Here is a 16285-nt window from a genome sequence, read left to right on the forward strand (position 1 = left end):
GATGCCTTGAAAATCAGGACCCTCTTGTCATCAGCGCGCCCTCGCGTGGTGGGGGTTGAGCGTTGGGGGACGGACTGTTAACAGACGCGTAGACGCGGGTGAGGATGCTCACGCTGTGAGTGGTGATCGCTTCGCGCTGTTAGGCTCCGCGCCGGAGTGTGAAGGTGCTTCACAATCCCACCTGGGCAGTGCGGCCGTGGTGTGTCCGGTCCTCGCGTGCGCTTTGGCGGACGCTGACCGCCCTTGCGTTTGAATCCTGTTCTGTGACGTCGGAGGCTGTGTGGTGTCCGGACCCCTCATCGGTATCAGTCCGTTCGGTGGACCCGACGCGCGGTTGGTGGCGGCATTGTCGGCCGCGGGCGCGGTGGGGGTGCTGGATCTCGGCGCGGGTGACCGCCGGGCCATGGCGGAACTCGATCGGGTGACTCAGTGGACTTCGGCGCCGTTCGGGGTGCGCCTGGCGGACTGTTCGGACACTCCTGATCTGCCGGACCAAGTGGACCTTGTGGTGCTCGGCGGGGATCGGACCGACGTGGCCACGTTCGCTGGACGTCGTGTGCTGGTCGAGGTTACGAGCCTCGCGCAGGCCCGTTCAGCGGTGGCCGCGGGCGCGTCCGGGGTGATCGCGCGCGGTCACGAGGCGGGCGGCCGGGTGGGGGAGCTGAGCTCCTTTGTGCTGCTTCAGCACCTCCTCGACGCGATCGACGTGCCGGTGTGGCTGTGCGGCGGGATCGGGCCGCAGACCGCCGCGGCGGCCGTGGTCGGTGGGGCGGCAGGCGTTGTCATCGACACCCAGCTGGCGCTGCTTCGGGAAGCGGGACCGCTGCCCGCCGGGGCGGCCGGTCTGCGTGGGATGGACGGGTCGGAGACCGTGGTGGTCGACGGTCGTCGGGTGCTGAGGGCGCGGCCGTTCGACCACGGCGGTGTCGCCGAGGTCGGTCAGGACGGGTATCTCGCCGATGAGTTCGCGCGCGCGTTCGGTGACGTCGGCGGTGTGGTGCGGGCGTTCCGGGCGGCGTTGGACGACGCGCTGCGGCCGGAATCGGCGCTCGGCGCGAACTCGGTGCTGGCAGGCAGGCTGGGTACCCGCCTGCCCGTGGTGCAGGGGCCGATGACCCGAGTCAGCGACCGGCCGGAACTGGCCGCGGCGGTGGCCGCCGAGGGTGGTCTGCCGTTCCTGGCGCTGGCACTCGCGGACGCGGAGACGTCCCGTTCGATGTTGGCCGACGCGGCGCGAGAGCTGGGCGACCAGCCGTGGGGTGCGGGCATTCTCGGCTTCGCACCGGAGGAGACGCGGGCCGCGCAGCTCGCGGTGATCCAGCAGGTGCGGCCGACATCGGTGATCATCGCCGGTGGCCGGCCCGCGCAGGCGGCGAGCCTGGAGGCGGCCGGGATCGCCACGTTCCTGCACGTCCCGTCGCCGCGGCTGCTGACCCAGTTCCTCGACGCGGGCGCGCGCCGGTTCGTCTTCGAGGGCGCCGAGTGCGGCGGTCACATCGGGCCGCGGTCGAGCTTCTGCCTGTGGCAGGCGCAGATCACCACGCTTGTGGACTTCCTCGACGCGCGGCCCGGCATCGAGATCGACGTGCTCTTCGCGGGCGGGATCCACGACGCGCGGTCCTCGGCGATGGTGGCGGCCATGGCCGCGCCGCTGACCCTGCGCGGCGCGGGCGTCGGTGTGCTGATGGGGACGGGCTACCTGTTCACCGAGGAAGCCGTTCGCGGCGGCGCGATCGGCGCCACCTTCCAGGACCAGGTGGTCGCGGCGGACTCGACCGCGGTGCTTGAGACGGCGCCGGGCCACCAGACGCGCTGTGTCGAAAGCCCGTTCACCGCCGAGTTCGAGCGGACTCGGGATCGCCTGCGCGAGAAGGGAACCCCGGACCGCGAGATCTGGGAGGAACTGGAGAAGCTCAACATCGGCAGGCTGCGGGTCGCCAGCAAGGGCATCCGCCGCGACGGCGCCGACCTGGTTCCGGTGGACGCCGCGGGTCAGCTGGCCGACGGCTTGTTCATGGCGGGTCAGGTCGCGGTGCTGCGCGACGCGGTGACCACGGTGGCCGAGTTGCACCACGATGTGACCGCGGGCGCCCGCGAGTTCCTCGCCGAGCGGGTCAGCGCGTTGTCCGTCTCGCGTGAACCCGTGGCGGTCGAAGCGCCCGCGCCGTTGGACATCGCGATCGTGGGCATGGCGGGCGTCTTCCCAGGTGCGCCGGACACGGCCGCGTTCTGGGCGAACGTCCTCGCGGGGGTCGACTCGGTCACCGAGGTGCCCGCCGACCGATGGGACCCAGCGGTGCATTACTCGCCCGCGGGCGGTGGCGAGACGGTGCCGTCGAAGTGGGGCGGGTTCCTCCCGCTGATCCCGTTCGACGCGCTCGCCTACGGCATTCCGCCCGCCTCGCTGGCCGCGATCGAACCGGTCCAGCTCGTCGCCCTGGAGGTCGCGCAGCGCGCGTTGATCGACGCCGGATACGCCGGGGCGCACGCGCGGCCGTTCGACCGGTCGCGCACGGCGGTCGTGTTCGGGGCCGAGTCGGGCGGTGAGCTGTCGAACGCCGCCATGCTGCGGGCCATGCTGCCCGGCTACCTCGCCGAGGTGCCCGCCGACCTGACGGCCCAACTGCCCCAGTTCACTGAGGACACTTTCCCCGGCGTGCTGGCGAATGTGATCTCCGGTCGGATCGCGAACCGGTTGGACCTGGGCGGCGCCAACTTCACGGTGGACGCTGCGTGCGCGTCGTCGCTGGCAGCGCTTGATGTGGCGTGTCGGGAACTGGTCAGCGGCAACGCCGATCTCGCGCTGTGCGGGGGAGCCGACACCCACAACGGGATCTACGACTACCGGCTGTTCGCCTCGGTGGGTGCGCTCTCGCCGACCGGCCGCTCCCGCACCTTCGACAGCTCGGCCGACGGCATCGCGCTCAGCGAGGGTGTCGGCTGCGTTGTCCTGAAACGACTCGACGACGCCGTGCGCGACGGTGACCAGGTCTATGCGGTAATCCGCGGCATCGGCAGTTCCAGCGACGGCCGTTCTCTCGGCCTCACCGCGCCGCGTCCCGACGGTCAGCGGGTGGCGATGGCCAGGGCGTACGCCAACGCGCGCCGGTCGCCCGCCGAGGTCGGCCTGATCGAGGCGCACGGCACCGGCACCGCGGTCGGCGACCGCACCGAGCTGGCCACGCTGACCTCGGCGTTCGAGGCGGCGGGGGCCGAGCCCGGCGGCACGGTCCTGGGCTCGGTGAAGTCCCAGATCGGCCACACCAAGTGCGCGGCGGGCGTCGCCGGGCTGATCAAGACGGCGTTGGCCGTCCACACCGGTACCCGGCCGCCCACCTCGCACCTGACCTCGCCCGCCACCCAGTGGTCGGCCGAGACCAGCCCATTCGCGTTCAACACCGAGGCCCGGCCGTGGGCCGCGCCGCCCGCCGAGCGGGTCGCCGGGATCAGCGGGTTCGGCTTCGGCGGAACCAACTTCCACGCTGTGCTGACCGGGCACGCGGCGCCTGCCCCACGCCATGGGCTTGACCAGTGGCCCGCGGAACTGTTCCTGCTGCGCGGTGAGTCGGACCGGTCGTGGCTGCGTGACCTGGTCAAGACCCACCCGCACGGCAGGCTGCGCGACTTCGCCCGGACGGCGGCGCGGCGCTTCGGCGGCGGTCAGGCCGTGGCGGCGTTCGTCGCCACCGATGTCGCGGATCTGCTGCGGTCGCTGGACTCGGTGAGCATTCAGCCAGAGCGGGAGCGGCCCGCGGTGGCCGTGCTGTTCCCTGGTCAGGGCAGTCAGCGCGTGGGGATGGGCGCCGATCTCTTCGTCGCGTTCCCCGAACTGCAAGCGCTGCTGGCCGACGGGCGCCGGTGGGCGGACGCGCTGTATCCGGGCGCCGCGTTCACGCAGGACGCCGCGGCCGCGCAGCGCGAGCGACTCCGCGACACCCGTGTGGCCCAGCCCGCGCTCGGGCTCGCCGACCTCGCCGCGTTCGAGTTCCTCGGCCTGGCCGGAGTCGACGTCGACATGGTCGGCGGCCACAGCTACGGCGAACTGGTCGCACTCGCGGCGGCGGGAGTCCTGCGGCCCGCCGACCTGCTGGACCTGAGCGTGACCCGAGCCGAACTGATCCTGGCCGCGGCGGGTGACGATCCCGGTGCGATGGCCGCGGTGTCGGCCTCGGCTGACATGGTGGCGCGGGTGATCGACGGCACCGGTGTGGTGATCGCCAACCACAACTCGCCAACCCAGGTCGTGATCTCCGGCTCGACGACGGCGGTGGCCGACGCGATGGAACGGTTGCGCGTGGAAGGCTTGTCCGCCAAGCGGATTCCGGTCGCGTGCGCGTTCCACAGCCCGGTCGTGGCCGCCGCGGGGGACGCGTTCGCAGCCGCTGTCTCAGCCAGGGCGACGCGGGCCCCGGAGATCCCGGTGTGGTCGAACCGGACCGCGAGCCGCTACCCCGAGGACATCGCCGTCGAACTCGGCGCGCAGATCGGGTCGCCGGTGCGCTTCGCCGACCAGATCGCCGCGATGCACGACGACGGCGCCCGGGTCTTCATCGAGTGCGGACCCGGCCGGGTGCTCAGCGGCCTGGTCGCCGCCACCCTCGCCGGCCGTCCACATCGGACAGTCCATTTCGGGGATGGGTTGGCGGGCGCGCTGTCCGCGCTCGCGGCGCTGGCGGAGGCGGGGGTGCCGCTGCGGCCCGATCGGCTCTACCACGGTCGAGACGCCCTCGACCTGACGTCCGCGCCTGCCGCTGTGCCCGCACGCTGGACGGTGGACGGCCAAGCTGTGCGGACCGCCGCCGGTCAGATCATCGACGGTGGCGTGCGACCGGCCCGCCAGATCGCAGTCGGGTCGGCGACGCCCCGGCTCGACCCGGACGCGCTGGTCAGCGACTACTTCCGGACCACCCGCGAGTTCGTCGCGGCCCAGCGCGACGTCCTGCTCGCCTACTTCGGCGCCGATGGCGTGCCCGCGCCGGTCCGACCGGCAAGGCCTGCGGAGGTGCCTGCCGCCGAGCCCTTGGTGATCGAGGCACCGGCGGTGCGGTCGGTGGACACCATCACCGAGGTGGCCACGCTCATCAGCGAGCGCACGGGCTATCCGGTGGAGATGATCGAGCCGGACCTGGACCTGGAAGCGGACCTGTCGATCGACTCGATCAAGCGCACCGAGCTGGTCGGCGAACTGGCCGTGCGACTCGGCGAAGGACAGCTCGGCGACGGTGTGGTCGAGGAGCTGGCGAAGCTGCGCACTACCGGAGAGATCGCCACGTGGATCGATGCGCGACGCGAGCCGGTGGCCGAGCCCGTCGCGGACGCGCTGCGGATCGTCATCGGGGTGATCAGCGAGCGCACGGGCTATCCGACCGAGATGATCGAGCCCGATCTGGACCTGGAAGCGGACCTGTCCATCGACTCGATCAAGCGCACCGAACTGATCGGCGAGTTGGCGACCCGATTCCGCGGCGGCCACCTCGATGACGGCGCGATGGAGGCGCTGTCCCGGATTCGCACGGCTGCCGGGCTCGCCGAGTGGATCGAGGGCGGCACCGCCCAGCCCGCGGCGCCCGCCGCCGAGGTCGAGGCGCCGAAGGGCGTCGCCCCGACCCGCTACCTGCTGACGCCCGTGCCCGCGCCTGCGACGCCGACCGGGGACCTGACGGGACGCAAGTTCGTGGTCGCCGGTCTGGAAACACCGGTCGGGCAAGCGATTCGCGTGCTGTTCGCCGAGCACGGCGCCGAGATCGTCGACGATCTCGCCACGGCTGATGGCCTCCTTGATCTGGAGGCACTCGCGGCGGCGGGCGCGGACGACGATCCGACGCTGCTGCCTGAGGTCTTCCCGCGCCTGCGCGACGCCGCGCTGACGACCGGGATGCTTGTCGCTGTCACGTCCGGCCCTGTCGGTCGGGCCGCGGGTCTGCGGGGATTCTTCCGGTCCGTGGCCAGGGAATGCCCGGATGCCACGATCCGGTTGGTCGAGGTCGATCCGGGGCTGCCCGCCGCCGAGGTCGCGCATCAGATCGCGGCCGAGCTGCGGACGGTCGACCAGCACCCGGTCGTGCGGGTTGGTGTCGAACGCTCAGGGTTCACGCTGGTGGAGGCCGGTCTTGGCGCCCTCGCCGCGGCAGGCGGCGGCCCCGATGGTCAAGGCGGCGCCGAGGCCGCCGCGATGGGCCTGGGTCGGGACTCGGTGCTGCTCATGATCGGCGGCGCGCGCGGGATCACCGCCCGGTTCGCCGCGACCGCGGCCGCGGCTAGTGGCTGCCGGATCGTGCTGGCGGGCCGGACCGCGCTGACCGGCGACCCGGACACCCTCGCGGCCACAGACCTCGCGGGCGTCCGGTCGGCCCTGGCCGCGTCGGGTCTGCGGGATCCGGCCGAACTTGATCGGACGGCCCGCCGGGTCCTCGCGCGCCGGGAGGTCGAGGCGACCATCGCCGACCTGCGGGCGCTGGGCAGCGAGGTCCGCTACACCACCGTCGACGCCACCGACGGTCAGGCGCTGCACGACCTGGTCAAACAGGTCCACACCGACCACGGCAGGCTCGACGGCGTCGTGTTCGCCGCCGGGGTGATCGAGGACCGCCTGCTGCGCGACAAGACGGTCGACTCGTTCCGGCGCGTCTTCGCCACGAAGGTCGACGGCGCACGGGCCCTGTTCGCCGCGGTCGGCGACCTGCCCGGGTTCGTCGTCTTGTTCGGCAGCATCGCCGCCGTCCTCGGCAACCGCGGCCAGACCGACTACGCCGCCGCCAACGACGCGCTCGAATCCCTCGGCGCCGAGTGGGCGGCCCGGACCGGCCGCCGCGCTCTCACTGTCCACTGGGGACCGTGGGCGCCGGACTCGAAGCACGGCGGCATGGTCACCCGCGAGCTGGCCGCCGACTACGCCCGGCGTGACATCGGCTTGATCGACCCCGAGGAAGGCGCGCTGAGCCTGCTGCGGGAACTCGCCTGGGGCACCGACCCCGCGGTCGTCCACACGGCGTCGGGATGGTGAGCGTCGCGGTGGTCGGGATGGCCGCGCTGTTCCCCGGCGCGGCCGACCTGGACGCCTACTGGCGCAACGTCACCGCGGGCGCGGACTGCGTGACCGAGGCCCCCGCTGGCTACGGCCTCGACCAGTTCCCCGCCGCGCGCGGTGGGTTCGTCGGCGAACTGGCCGAGGTCGACGTCATCGGCATGGGCGTGATGCCCGCGGCGCTGCCCAACACCGAGCCCGACCAGCTCATCGCCCTGCACGTGGCGGGCGCGGCCGTCGCCGACAGCCGCGGCGGCCTTGGCGACCCCGAGCGGGTCGGTGTGATCCTCGGCCGCGGCGGCTACATCACCGCCGGACTGGCCCGCATCGACCTGCGGGTGCGCGTGGCCCACCAGCTCGAAGTCACCTTGCGCGAGCTGATGCCGGAACTCGACGCCGACACCGTCGACCGGGTTCGGGAGCGGTTCCTCGCCCAGCTCGGCCCGCAGTCGGCCGGGTCCGAGATCGGGCTGGTGCCCAACCTCGCCGCGTCCCGCGTCGCCAACCGGCTCGGCTTCGGCGGCCCCGCCTACACCGTGGACGCCGCGTGCGCGTCGTCGCTGATCGCGATCGATCACGCCGTCGCCGAGCTGTCGAGCGGCCGGTGCGACGCCGTCCTCGCGGGCGGGATCCACCACGGCCACGACGCGACACTGTGGAGCGTGTTCTCCCGGCTGGGCGCGGTGAGCCGGTCGGGCACCATCCGCCCGTTCGACCGCGACGCCGACGGCCTGCTGATCGGCGAGGGCACCGGGGTGGTCGTGCTCAAGCGGCTCGCCGACGCCCACCGCGACGGCGACCGGGTCTACGCGGTCGTGCGTGGGACCGGGGTCGCCAGCGACGGCGGCGGGGTCAGCCTGATGCACCCGGCGACCAGCGGCCAGGTGCTCGCGGTGCGCCGGGCGTGGGCGGCGGCCGGGCTCGACCCGGCAGCGCCCGACTCGGTCGGCTTGGTCGAGGCCCATGGCACGGCGACCCCGGCGGGCGACGCCGCCGAGGTGGCCACGCTACGGGAGGTCTTCGGGGCGGGGGAGCCCGCGGTGATCGGGTCGGTCAAGTCGATGATCGGCCACGCCATGCCCGCGGCCGGGATCGCCGGGCTGATCAAGGCGGCGCTGGCGGTCTACCACGGTGTGCTGCCGCCGACCCTGCACTGCGCCAACCCGCACCCGGAACTGGCCGAGACCCGCTTCCGGCCGCTCGCGACCGCGCGGCCATGGGAGGGCCCGCGCCGGGCGGCGGTCAACGCGTTCGGCTTCGGCGGGATCAGCGCGCACGTGGTCGTCGAGCAGGACCCGTCGTCGGTGCCGCCGACCGTGGTGCTGCGGCTGGCCGCCGACACCCCCGCCGAACTCGTTTCCCTGTTGGACAAGGGAGTCTCAGGCGGCACCGGCCCGTGCCGCTTGTCCATTGTGGAGCCTAACCCGCGCAAGCTCGCCACCGCCCGGAGAGTTGTCGCGGCCGGGGCGCCATGGCGGGGCCGCAACGACATCTGGTTCAGCCCGCTCCCGCTGCTGCCCGCACACCCTGTCGCGTTCGTCTATCCCGGACTGGAAGCCGACTTCGCGCCCAGCGTCGAGGACATCGCCACCCGCTTCGGACTCGCCGTCCCGGACTTGTCGGCGGACACCCTCGGCGGGCACGGCACCGCCCTGGTCGCGGTGAGCAGGCTCCTCGACACCGCGCTGCGCCGCCTGGGCGTCGAGCCGGACGTCCTGGCAGGCCATTCGATCGGCGAGTGGACCGCGATGATCGCCGCGGACATGTACGACGACGCCGAACTCGACCGCGTCCTGGCCGCCTTCGACCCCAGAACCTTCCGCGTGCCCGACCTCGTCTTCGCCACCGTCGGCCTCGCCGCCGCGAAGCTCGAACCCAGACTGACCGGCCAGATCACCTTGTCCCACGACAACTCTCCCAACCAGAGCGTCGTGTGCGGCCCGGCCGACGAGGTCGACGCCCTGCTGGCCGAACTGCTCGACGAGCGGGTCCTCGGCCAGGTGCTGCCGTTCCGCTCCGGCTTCCACACCCCGCGCCTGGCGCCCTTCCTCGACCAGATCGAGCGCGAGTCCGAGCGGATGAGCTTGCGGCCGCCCGCGCTGCCGATCTGGTCGGCCACCACCACCGAGCCCTACCCGACCGACCCCGACGCCGTGCGCGCCCTGTTCTACCGGCACCTGCTGGAACCGGTCCGCTTCCGGCCGATGATCGAGAAGATGTACGAGTCAGGCGTGCGCGTGTTCGTCCAGGTCGGCCCCGGCCAGCTGAGTACGGTGATCGGCGACGTCCTGCACGGCCGCGACCACTTGGTCGTCGCCGCGAGTTCGGCCCGACACAGCGGGCTGGGCCAACTGGCCCGCTGTGTCGCGGCACTGTGGACCGAGGGCGCACAGGTCGACGACACGTTGCTCACTACGCTCCCGGTCCGCCCGACCCGGACCACCCGCCTTGAGCTCGGCGGCAAGATCGTCTCCCTGGGCCAGGACGCGGCCACGCTGATCGACCGCGTCCGTACGGAAACCGCCCTGCCCGCCGACCTGCGAACCCTGCTGGCTGAGACCGAGCGCGCGTCACTGGACGTGCTCACCGCCGCCCACGGCCCGACCCGCCCCACGTCTTTCACCCGCGAGATGTCGCTGCGGGCCATGCCGCACCTGCGGGACCACTCGTTCTTCGAGGTGCCCGCGAACTGGCCCGATCAGCACGACGGCTTCCCCGTCGTCCCCGCCACCGAACTCCTGCGCCAGATGTCAGAGGCCGCAGAACAGTTCGCCAGTGCACAGAGTCCGAGCGCACAGAGTCCGAGCGCGACCACTCAGAGCGCAATCACCCCGAGCGCAGCCCCCACCCTTCCCCGGGGGGACGGCCCTTGGCCAGTCTATCCGGCCGGGGTGACAAACGATCTTCGTTTGGGGTCGCCTGTGGACAACTCCGGGTTCGTGGCCATCGCTGTGCACGACGCGCGGTTCGAGCGGTGGTTGGCCGTCGAGCCGCCGATCGAGGTCACTTTCCACCTCGCACCAGAAGCCGCGAACCGCGTCCGCGTGACCGTGGCCGGGCACGCGTCCGTCGTTGTCGAACTCGCGCCGACCTATCCCTCGACACAGCCCGAGGTCTGGCGCCCGCCCGCCGACGAGCGTGCTCCTTTGCTTACCGGGCAACAGATGTACGACCAGCGCTGGATGTTCCACGGGCCCGCCTACCAAGGCGTCACCGAGATCACCGCCATCGGACCCCGGCACATCCGCGGCGTGATCACCACCCCCGCCGCCCCCGGATCGCTGCTGGACAACGCCGGGCACTTCGTCGGCTACTGGACCCTCGAAGAGTTCGAGCGGGACAGCCGCACTTTCCCTGTCCGGTTCGGCGGGATCCGCTTCTTCGGGCCGCATCCCCGGCCGGGCGATCGCGTCGACTGCCACGCCCGGATCGACACGGTCACCGACACCGCCGTGATCGGCTGCCTGCAGCTCGTGCGCGCCAACGGGACCCTCTGGGCGCAGGCCGACGACTGGGAACTGCGCCGCTTCGCCAGTGACGACCGGATCCGCGGCGTCGAGCGGCACGGTGGCACGGCACTGCTCGGCGAGTCGCGCGGCGAGTGGGTCGCGGTCGGCGAGGCGTGGACCGACCTGGCCAGCCGGGAGCTGATCGCCCGCGGCTACCTCACCGACGACGAGTGGGCCGAGTACGAGGCCGCGCCCCCGCGCGGCAGGCGCCACTGGCTGCTCGGCAGGCTGGCACTGAAAGACGCCGTTCGCGCGCACCTGCTCAGGAGCGGCCGGAAGACCGTCTTCCCCATCGAGTTGAGCGTGGACGACAGCACGGTGACCGGACGGCACGGCCTCGACCTGCCGCCGATGGAGGTGTCGGTCGCGCACTGCGAAGCGGTCGGTGTCGCCATCGCCCGCCCGCGCGCGAGCGGTGTGGGCATCGGCTTGGCCGTCGAGGATGCGGAACGGGCCGCGAAGGACGCTGTCGGCAAAGTCGACCCGGGGCAGGCGCGGGTGACCGCGGCGACGGCTGAGCGGATCACCGTCCGCACCGACACCACCGAATGGCACGTCCACCTCGAAGGACTGTGCCACGCGGGCAAGGACTACATCGTCGCCTGGACTGGAAAGGACACGAAGTGAGCACCGATACCCTCGCCGCGATCGCGGGGATGATCGAGGAGGTCCTCGGCGGGCCGCAGGGGACGCCGATCACCCGCGAGACCGGGTTCCAGGACGACCTCTCGTTCGAGAGCATCGACATCGTCGTGCTGGGCAACCACCTGTCCGACCGCTACGGAGCGGCGATCAACTTCCCCAAGTACCTGTCCGAACTGGAGCTCGACGACATCATCGCGCTGAGCGTCGGGGACCTGGTGGACTACGTCGACTCCTGCCTGGAGCCCGTCTGATGCCGTACGCCGACAGCAACGGCCTGCGGCTGCACGTCCAGCGGCTGCCCCGGCAGGGCCCGCCCGTGGTGTTCATCCACGGCCTGCTCGACACGCTGGCCTGCTGGTACTTCACCCTCGCCGCGCCCACCGCCGACCTTGGCTTCGACGTCATCACCTACGACCTGCGCGGCCACGGCCGCAGCGACCGCCCGCGCACCGGCTACACCCTGGGCCACTCCACCGACGACCTCACCGGGCTGCTCGACGCGCTCGGCGTCGACGGGCCCGTCCACTTGGTCGGCTACTCCTTCGGCGGCACTGTCGCCTTTTCGTATGCCCACCGCTACCCGGGCGCCGTGGCGTCGCTGACCGTCATCGAGTCCGAACCGCCGACCGCGGCGTGGGCGGAGCGGACGACGGCAGGACTGGGGAAGGTCGAGACCGCGCTGCTCGACCGGGACTACCTGACCGACCAGCCTGAGGTGGTCCACAAGATGGCGCTGGCCCGGGAGAAGATGACCACCACCACCGACGCCGCCGCGGACCTCGTCGCCTCCGAGTGGCTGCTCGACGACGAACAGGTGCGGTCGATCAAGCACCCGGTGCTGCTCGTCGTCGGCGGGGACTCGGACCTGGCCGCCCGGCTGGACGCCGCCCCGCCGCTGCTCACCGACTGCCGGGTCGAGGTCGTGCCGGGGCACGGGCACATGCTGCTCAGCTCGGCGCCGCGCGAGGTCGGGGCACTCGTCCTCCCATGGCTGAGCAACCACCTGGTGCGCTGATGAGCCGTTTCCTGCTCGTCGTCCCGCCGCTCGTCGGCCATGTCCTGCCCCTGCTCGGCGTGGCCTCCGCCCTCACCGAGCGCGGCCACGAGGTAGCGTGGGCGGGCGCGGGCGGCTGGCTGCGGTCGATCGCGCCCGACCACGCCGTGTTCGACTGCGGGATCGACGCGTTCGCCTCGGACGCGCAACGCCCGCCGGACCTACGCGGTGCCTCGGCGCTGAAGTTCCTCGTGCAGGACTATCTGGTGCCGTTGGCCGAGGCGATGCTCCCCGCCGTCACCGTCGCGATCGAGCGGTTCCGCCCCGACGTCGTGGTCGCCGACCAGCAGACCTACGCGGGCGCGCTGGCCGCCGACCGCCTCGGCCTTCCGTGGGCGACCTCGGCGTCGACATCGGCCGAACTCTCCGACCCGTTCTCGCCCAAGGTCGGGCAGTGGGTGATCGACCAGCTCGACAGACTGCGCGACCGGTCCGGGGCCACCGCCGATCCGCGCTTCTCCGAGCAGCTGATCTTGGCCTTCACCACCCCCGAACTGACCGGCCCGTTGTCCACTGTGGCGCGACCGGTCCGGTTCGTCGGCCCGATCCTCGACGGCCGCGCGCCCGCGAAATGGACGCCACCCTGGCCGGACTCGGACGTCCCCACGGTGTTCGTCAGCCTCGGCACCGCGAACGCGAACGCGGGCGCACGGTTCCTCACGGAGTGCGCGAAGGCGCTGTCCCGGCGCGACGACCTCCGGGCGGTGATCGTGGACCCGGCCGGACACCTCGGGCCGCAACCGCCCACGATCAACGTGGCCCCGTTCGTCCCCCAACTGGCCGTCCTCGCCCACACCGCGCTCGTCGTCTGCCACGCGGGCCACAACACGGTGGTCGAAGCGCTCTGGCACGGGCTGCCGCTGGTCGTGGCACCCATTCGCGACGACCAGCAGGTGATCGCGGGTCAGGTCGTGGAAGCCGGGGCGGGCGTGCGATTGCGGTTCACCCGCGCGAGTGCCGAGGACATCGCCGACGCGGTCGACGCGGCCCTGGCGAAACCGGAGTACGCGCAGGCCGCCCGCCGGATCCAAACCTCCTTCCACAGCGGGGGCGGCGCGGTCGCGGCAGCGGGTCTGCTGGAGGAGTTGATCAGGTAACGCAGTCGCGCGGTGGCGGGGATGATCGAGTTCTGGTCCCATGGGTGGGTGTCTCCGCCCACCCGCGAGCAACTCGCCGCCGCCCGCGACCGCACCATTCCCGACGTCCTGGGCACCGACCTGACTGTGTTGTTCTGCGGTATCAACCCGAGCCTGTACTCGGCCTACACCGGACACCACTTCGCCCGCCCCGGCAACCGCTTCTGGCCCGCGCTGCACCAGTCCGGCTTCACCCCACGCCTGCTGCGGCCCGCCGAGCAGCACCTCTTGCCGGGCTTCGGCCTCGGCCTGACCAACCTCGTCGCCCGAGCGACGGCGCGCGCCGACGAGGTAAGTCAAGACGAACTGGCCGCGGGCGGCGAACGGCTGAGCGCGCTGGTCGAGCAGTACCGGCCGCGCACCGTCGCGATCGTCGGCGTGACGGCCTATCGGGCGGCGTTCGGTGCGCGGGAAGCGGTGATCGGCCCGCAGGCGGCAGGCCTGGGATCAGCCGAGCTGTGGATGCTGCCGAATCCGAGCGGCCTCAACGCGCACTACCAACTCGGGGAGTTGGCCGCCGAGTTCCGCACGCTGCGGGAGCGGACCCGGTGATCACCGCACCACCAGGCTGATCAACTCGTTGACGGGCAGCGCGAGCGGTGCCTGCCGCGCCACCGCGCTGACCGTGCGCCATAGGCGTCCGGGTGCATCGGCGGAAGGTGCCCGTCGATGCCCTCCTGCGACGCGTCGCGGGCCGCGCACAGGCCCGCGGCCACGTCGAGTCTGCCGTCGGCGACCGCCACGCCCGCGAACCCCTCCAGGCACCACGCCAGCTAGAGCGGGTTGCCGATGTCGTGAAAGACCTTCGCCGCCTCGTCGAAAGCGGTTCGAGCCCGCTCGACCTGGCCCTCGGCCATGCGCGCGTGCCCGACGGTGGTGGCCGCCATGGCGATCGCCCACCGGTCGTCGAAGCGGCGCGAGCCCGCCAGACTGTCCAACCCCAGATCGAGGGCGCGCTGCGCGTCGCCGGCAAGCAGGGCGACCTGGCTGAGGTGGGTCAGGATCTGCACGGCGACTCGCTAGTCGCCCAGTGACCGGTGCAGCGCAAGGCATTCCTGGAAGTAGGCGTCAGCCCGGACGCGTTCGTGCCGCGCTGAAGCAGACCCTCGGCGATCTTGGCGGTCTCGCCGAGTTCGCGGAACAGCGCGACGGCCTCCGTCGGGTAGTCATCGGATCGCTTGAGGGCCTCGACCAAGCCGACCGCGCCGCAGCTGTGTGACCTTGTGGTCTGCCTGCGTGACGCCTTCCCCGACCTGCGGTCGCACATCGAGGAGCAGATCGCCGGGGGCGACACCCTCGTCCGGCGGCTGACCGTGACGGGCACCATTGCGGCGCGGCCTTCAACGGGTGCCCACGACCGGCAAGCGCATCCGGATCAGCGCCGTGTCGATCGCCCGCATGGGCCCCGACGGGCGCTTCGCGGAGCAGTGGACCCTGCACGACCGGCACGCGGTGCTCGCCCAACTCGGCGCGGAGGCGCCGTCATGTCCACCGACAGGCCGATGGGCATCACCGTCACCCGCGCCCGACACCGACGACATGGTGGCCGTCCATCGGATCTTCCGCCGGGAGCTCCGCCTGCTCGCGCGGATCGTCCGCAGGTGCCCGCCTGTCGTCGTGCCGCGAAGCGGTCGCCGCGCACCTCGAGTTCATCCTGACGGCGCTGCACAACCACCATGAGACCGAGGATGAGTACTTGTGGCCGAAGCTGGTCGATTGGGCCGCGCCGGCGGAGCTGACCGAGCGGATGGCGGCCCAGCACTCGGCCTCGCCGAGCACATCGAACGGGCAACGGACTTGCTCGCGCCCCTAGGCGACGTGGAGATCCGGCGGTTCGTCAGCGACCTGCACCACCCGGTGCACGTCCACTTGGCCCTTCCAGGTCGTCTCCCGCCGCGGCGGCGACCCGGGCCCACACGACGACGGGTGGAAGGACACCGTGGACATCGGGCCCGCGGACTTTGTGGACGTCGCGGTCCGCTTCACCGGCCACACCGGGCGCTATCTGGTGCACTGCCACAATCTTGAGCACGAGGACATGGTGATGATGGCCCGCTTCGACACCCGGACGGCTACCGCCTGACCGGCATCCCGAACGCGGTGTGCTCCTCGGCGCGGTTGCCCTTGCGGAGCAAGGCCGTCCAGAGAAAGGACTCCCCGAAGCTCGCGGAGTCAGCCGGTTCGTCCCGCATCCGGCGCAACTCGACCTCCGTCAGGTCCGAGAAGATCCACCGCAACGACTCCGGCGTGTATGCCAGCCCCCCATCAAGCCGCGCGTTGCAGTAGAACGCCGCGTCTGCCAACTCGGACCCCATCGCCCCGGCCGCGAAACACGTCAGGGCGAGGTGCCCACCAGGAGCCAGCGCCCGGTCGAGGAGATCGAGATAGCTGACCCGGCGGTGCGGGGGGAGGTGGTGGAAGCACCCGGAGTCGTAGATCAGGTCGTACGGCCCGCCGAGATCGTCAGCCGCGAACGCGTCCGCGCACCGAAACCGAACCTGGACCCCAACCTCCCGCGCGCGCTCCTCAGCCCAGCCGACAGCCGTCGGGGAAAGGTCGACGGCATCCACATCGAACCCAACCGACGCGAGGTGGATCGCGTTGCGCCCCGGCCCACAGCCCAGGTCGAGGGCACGGCCTTGGGTGAGCAGGCCTCGGTCGAGGTAGTCGAGGAGATTCTCGTCCGGTTTCGCCACGAAGAACGGCACGGGCTTGTCCCGGTCGGCGTAGAACTGGTCCCACCACGTGGAGCCCGCACCGGCCGTCCACCGGTCCGCGTCCCGCGCGAACAACCCGTCGAGGAGCCGCAGCACGTCGTCGACTGAGCGTATGTTTCGGTCTATCGCACCGCCGTCAGGAACGAGGCGATCTTACCCGGAAACTGCACAAAACCCCAGCTCAGGCCATGTTTCCTCCT

General features: G+C 71.9%; 9 protein-coding genes and 1 pseudogene. 7 read left to right on the top strand and 3 right to left on the bottom strand.

Annotated elements, in window-relative coordinates; all coding sequences use genetic code 11:
- Positions 1–283 precede the first annotated feature (283 nt).
- The 6 genes from BN1701_RS06490 to mug are packed head-to-tail and all read left to right on the top strand — an operon-like array spanning position 284 to position 13920.
- Positions 284–7003 (top strand): SDR family NAD(P)-dependent oxidoreductase, encoded by a 6720-nt coding sequence (locus BN1701_RS06490; RefSeq protein WP_369800502.1) that lies wholly within the window; start codon positions 284–286, stop codon positions 7001–7003.
- Complete coding sequence (locus BN1701_RS06495; protein WP_054046428.1) at positions 6997–11160, top strand: type I polyketide synthase; 4164 nt, start codon at positions 6997–6999, stop codon at positions 11158–11160. The genes BN1701_RS06490 and BN1701_RS06495 overlap by 7 nt, the downstream gene beginning before the upstream one ends.
- Positions 11157–11429 carry an acyl carrier protein gene (locus tag BN1701_RS06500; RefSeq protein ID WP_054046430.1) on the top strand — a complete coding sequence of 91 codons (273 nt, stop codon included), beginning with the start codon at positions 11157–11159 and terminating at the stop codon, positions 11427–11429. Before BN1701_RS06495 ends, BN1701_RS06500 begins: the two co-directional genes overlap by 4 nt.
- Complete coding sequence (locus tag BN1701_RS06505; RefSeq protein WP_054046432.1) at positions 11429–12193, top strand: alpha/beta fold hydrolase; 765 nt, start codon at positions 11429–11431, stop codon at positions 12191–12193. Before BN1701_RS06500 ends, BN1701_RS06505 begins: the two co-directional genes overlap by 1 nt.
- A complete protein-coding gene (locus tag BN1701_RS06510) occupies positions 12193–13329 on the top strand; it encodes a glycosyltransferase (RefSeq protein WP_054046435.1) in 1137 nt (378 codons plus the stop codon). Before BN1701_RS06505 ends, BN1701_RS06510 begins: the two co-directional genes overlap by 1 nt.
- Before the next feature lie 21 nt (positions 13330–13350).
- The gene (gene mug, locus BN1701_RS06515) at positions 13351–13920 is read left to right on the top strand and encodes a G/U mismatch-specific DNA glycosylase (protein WP_054046437.1); all 570 of its coding nucleotides are present in this window, start codon (positions 13351–13353) and stop codon (positions 13918–13920) included.
- A gap of 20 nt (positions 13921–13940) precedes the next feature.
- On the opposite strand, the gene BN1701_RS35275 is transcribed toward mug, so the two are convergent.
- Positions 13941–14111, bottom strand: a complete 171-nt coding sequence (locus tag BN1701_RS35275; protein WP_157367792.1) for a hypothetical protein — start codon at positions 14109–14111, stop codon at positions 13941–13943.
- Between the two features lie 30 nt (positions 14112–14141).
- Positions 14142–14378: a hypothetical protein gene (locus tag BN1701_RS06520; protein WP_054046439.1), complete on the bottom strand. Its 237-nt coding sequence runs from the start codon at positions 14376–14378 to the stop codon at positions 14142–14144.
- Positions 14379–15304: 926 nt separating this feature from the next.
- Here BN1701_RS06520 and BN1701_RS37125 point away from each other — a divergent pair.
- Positions 15305–15451, top strand: a pseudogene (locus tag BN1701_RS37125) (multicopper oxidase domain-containing protein); the annotation flags it as partial.
- Here BN1701_RS37125 and BN1701_RS06535 read toward each other — a convergent pair.
- A complete protein-coding gene (locus BN1701_RS06535) occupies positions 15441–16181 on the bottom strand; it encodes a bifunctional 2-polyprenyl-6-hydroxyphenol methylase/3-demethylubiquinol 3-O-methyltransferase UbiG (RefSeq protein ID WP_231949511.1) in 741 nt (246 codons plus the stop codon). The pseudogene BN1701_RS37125 and the gene BN1701_RS06535 overlap by 11 nt on opposite strands.
- Between the last annotated feature and the right edge of the window lie 104 nt (positions 16182–16285).

Source organism: Alloactinosynnema sp. L-07, assembly GCF_900070365.1.
Lineage (GTDB): Bacteria > Actinomycetota > Actinomycetes > Mycobacteriales > Pseudonocardiaceae > Actinokineospora.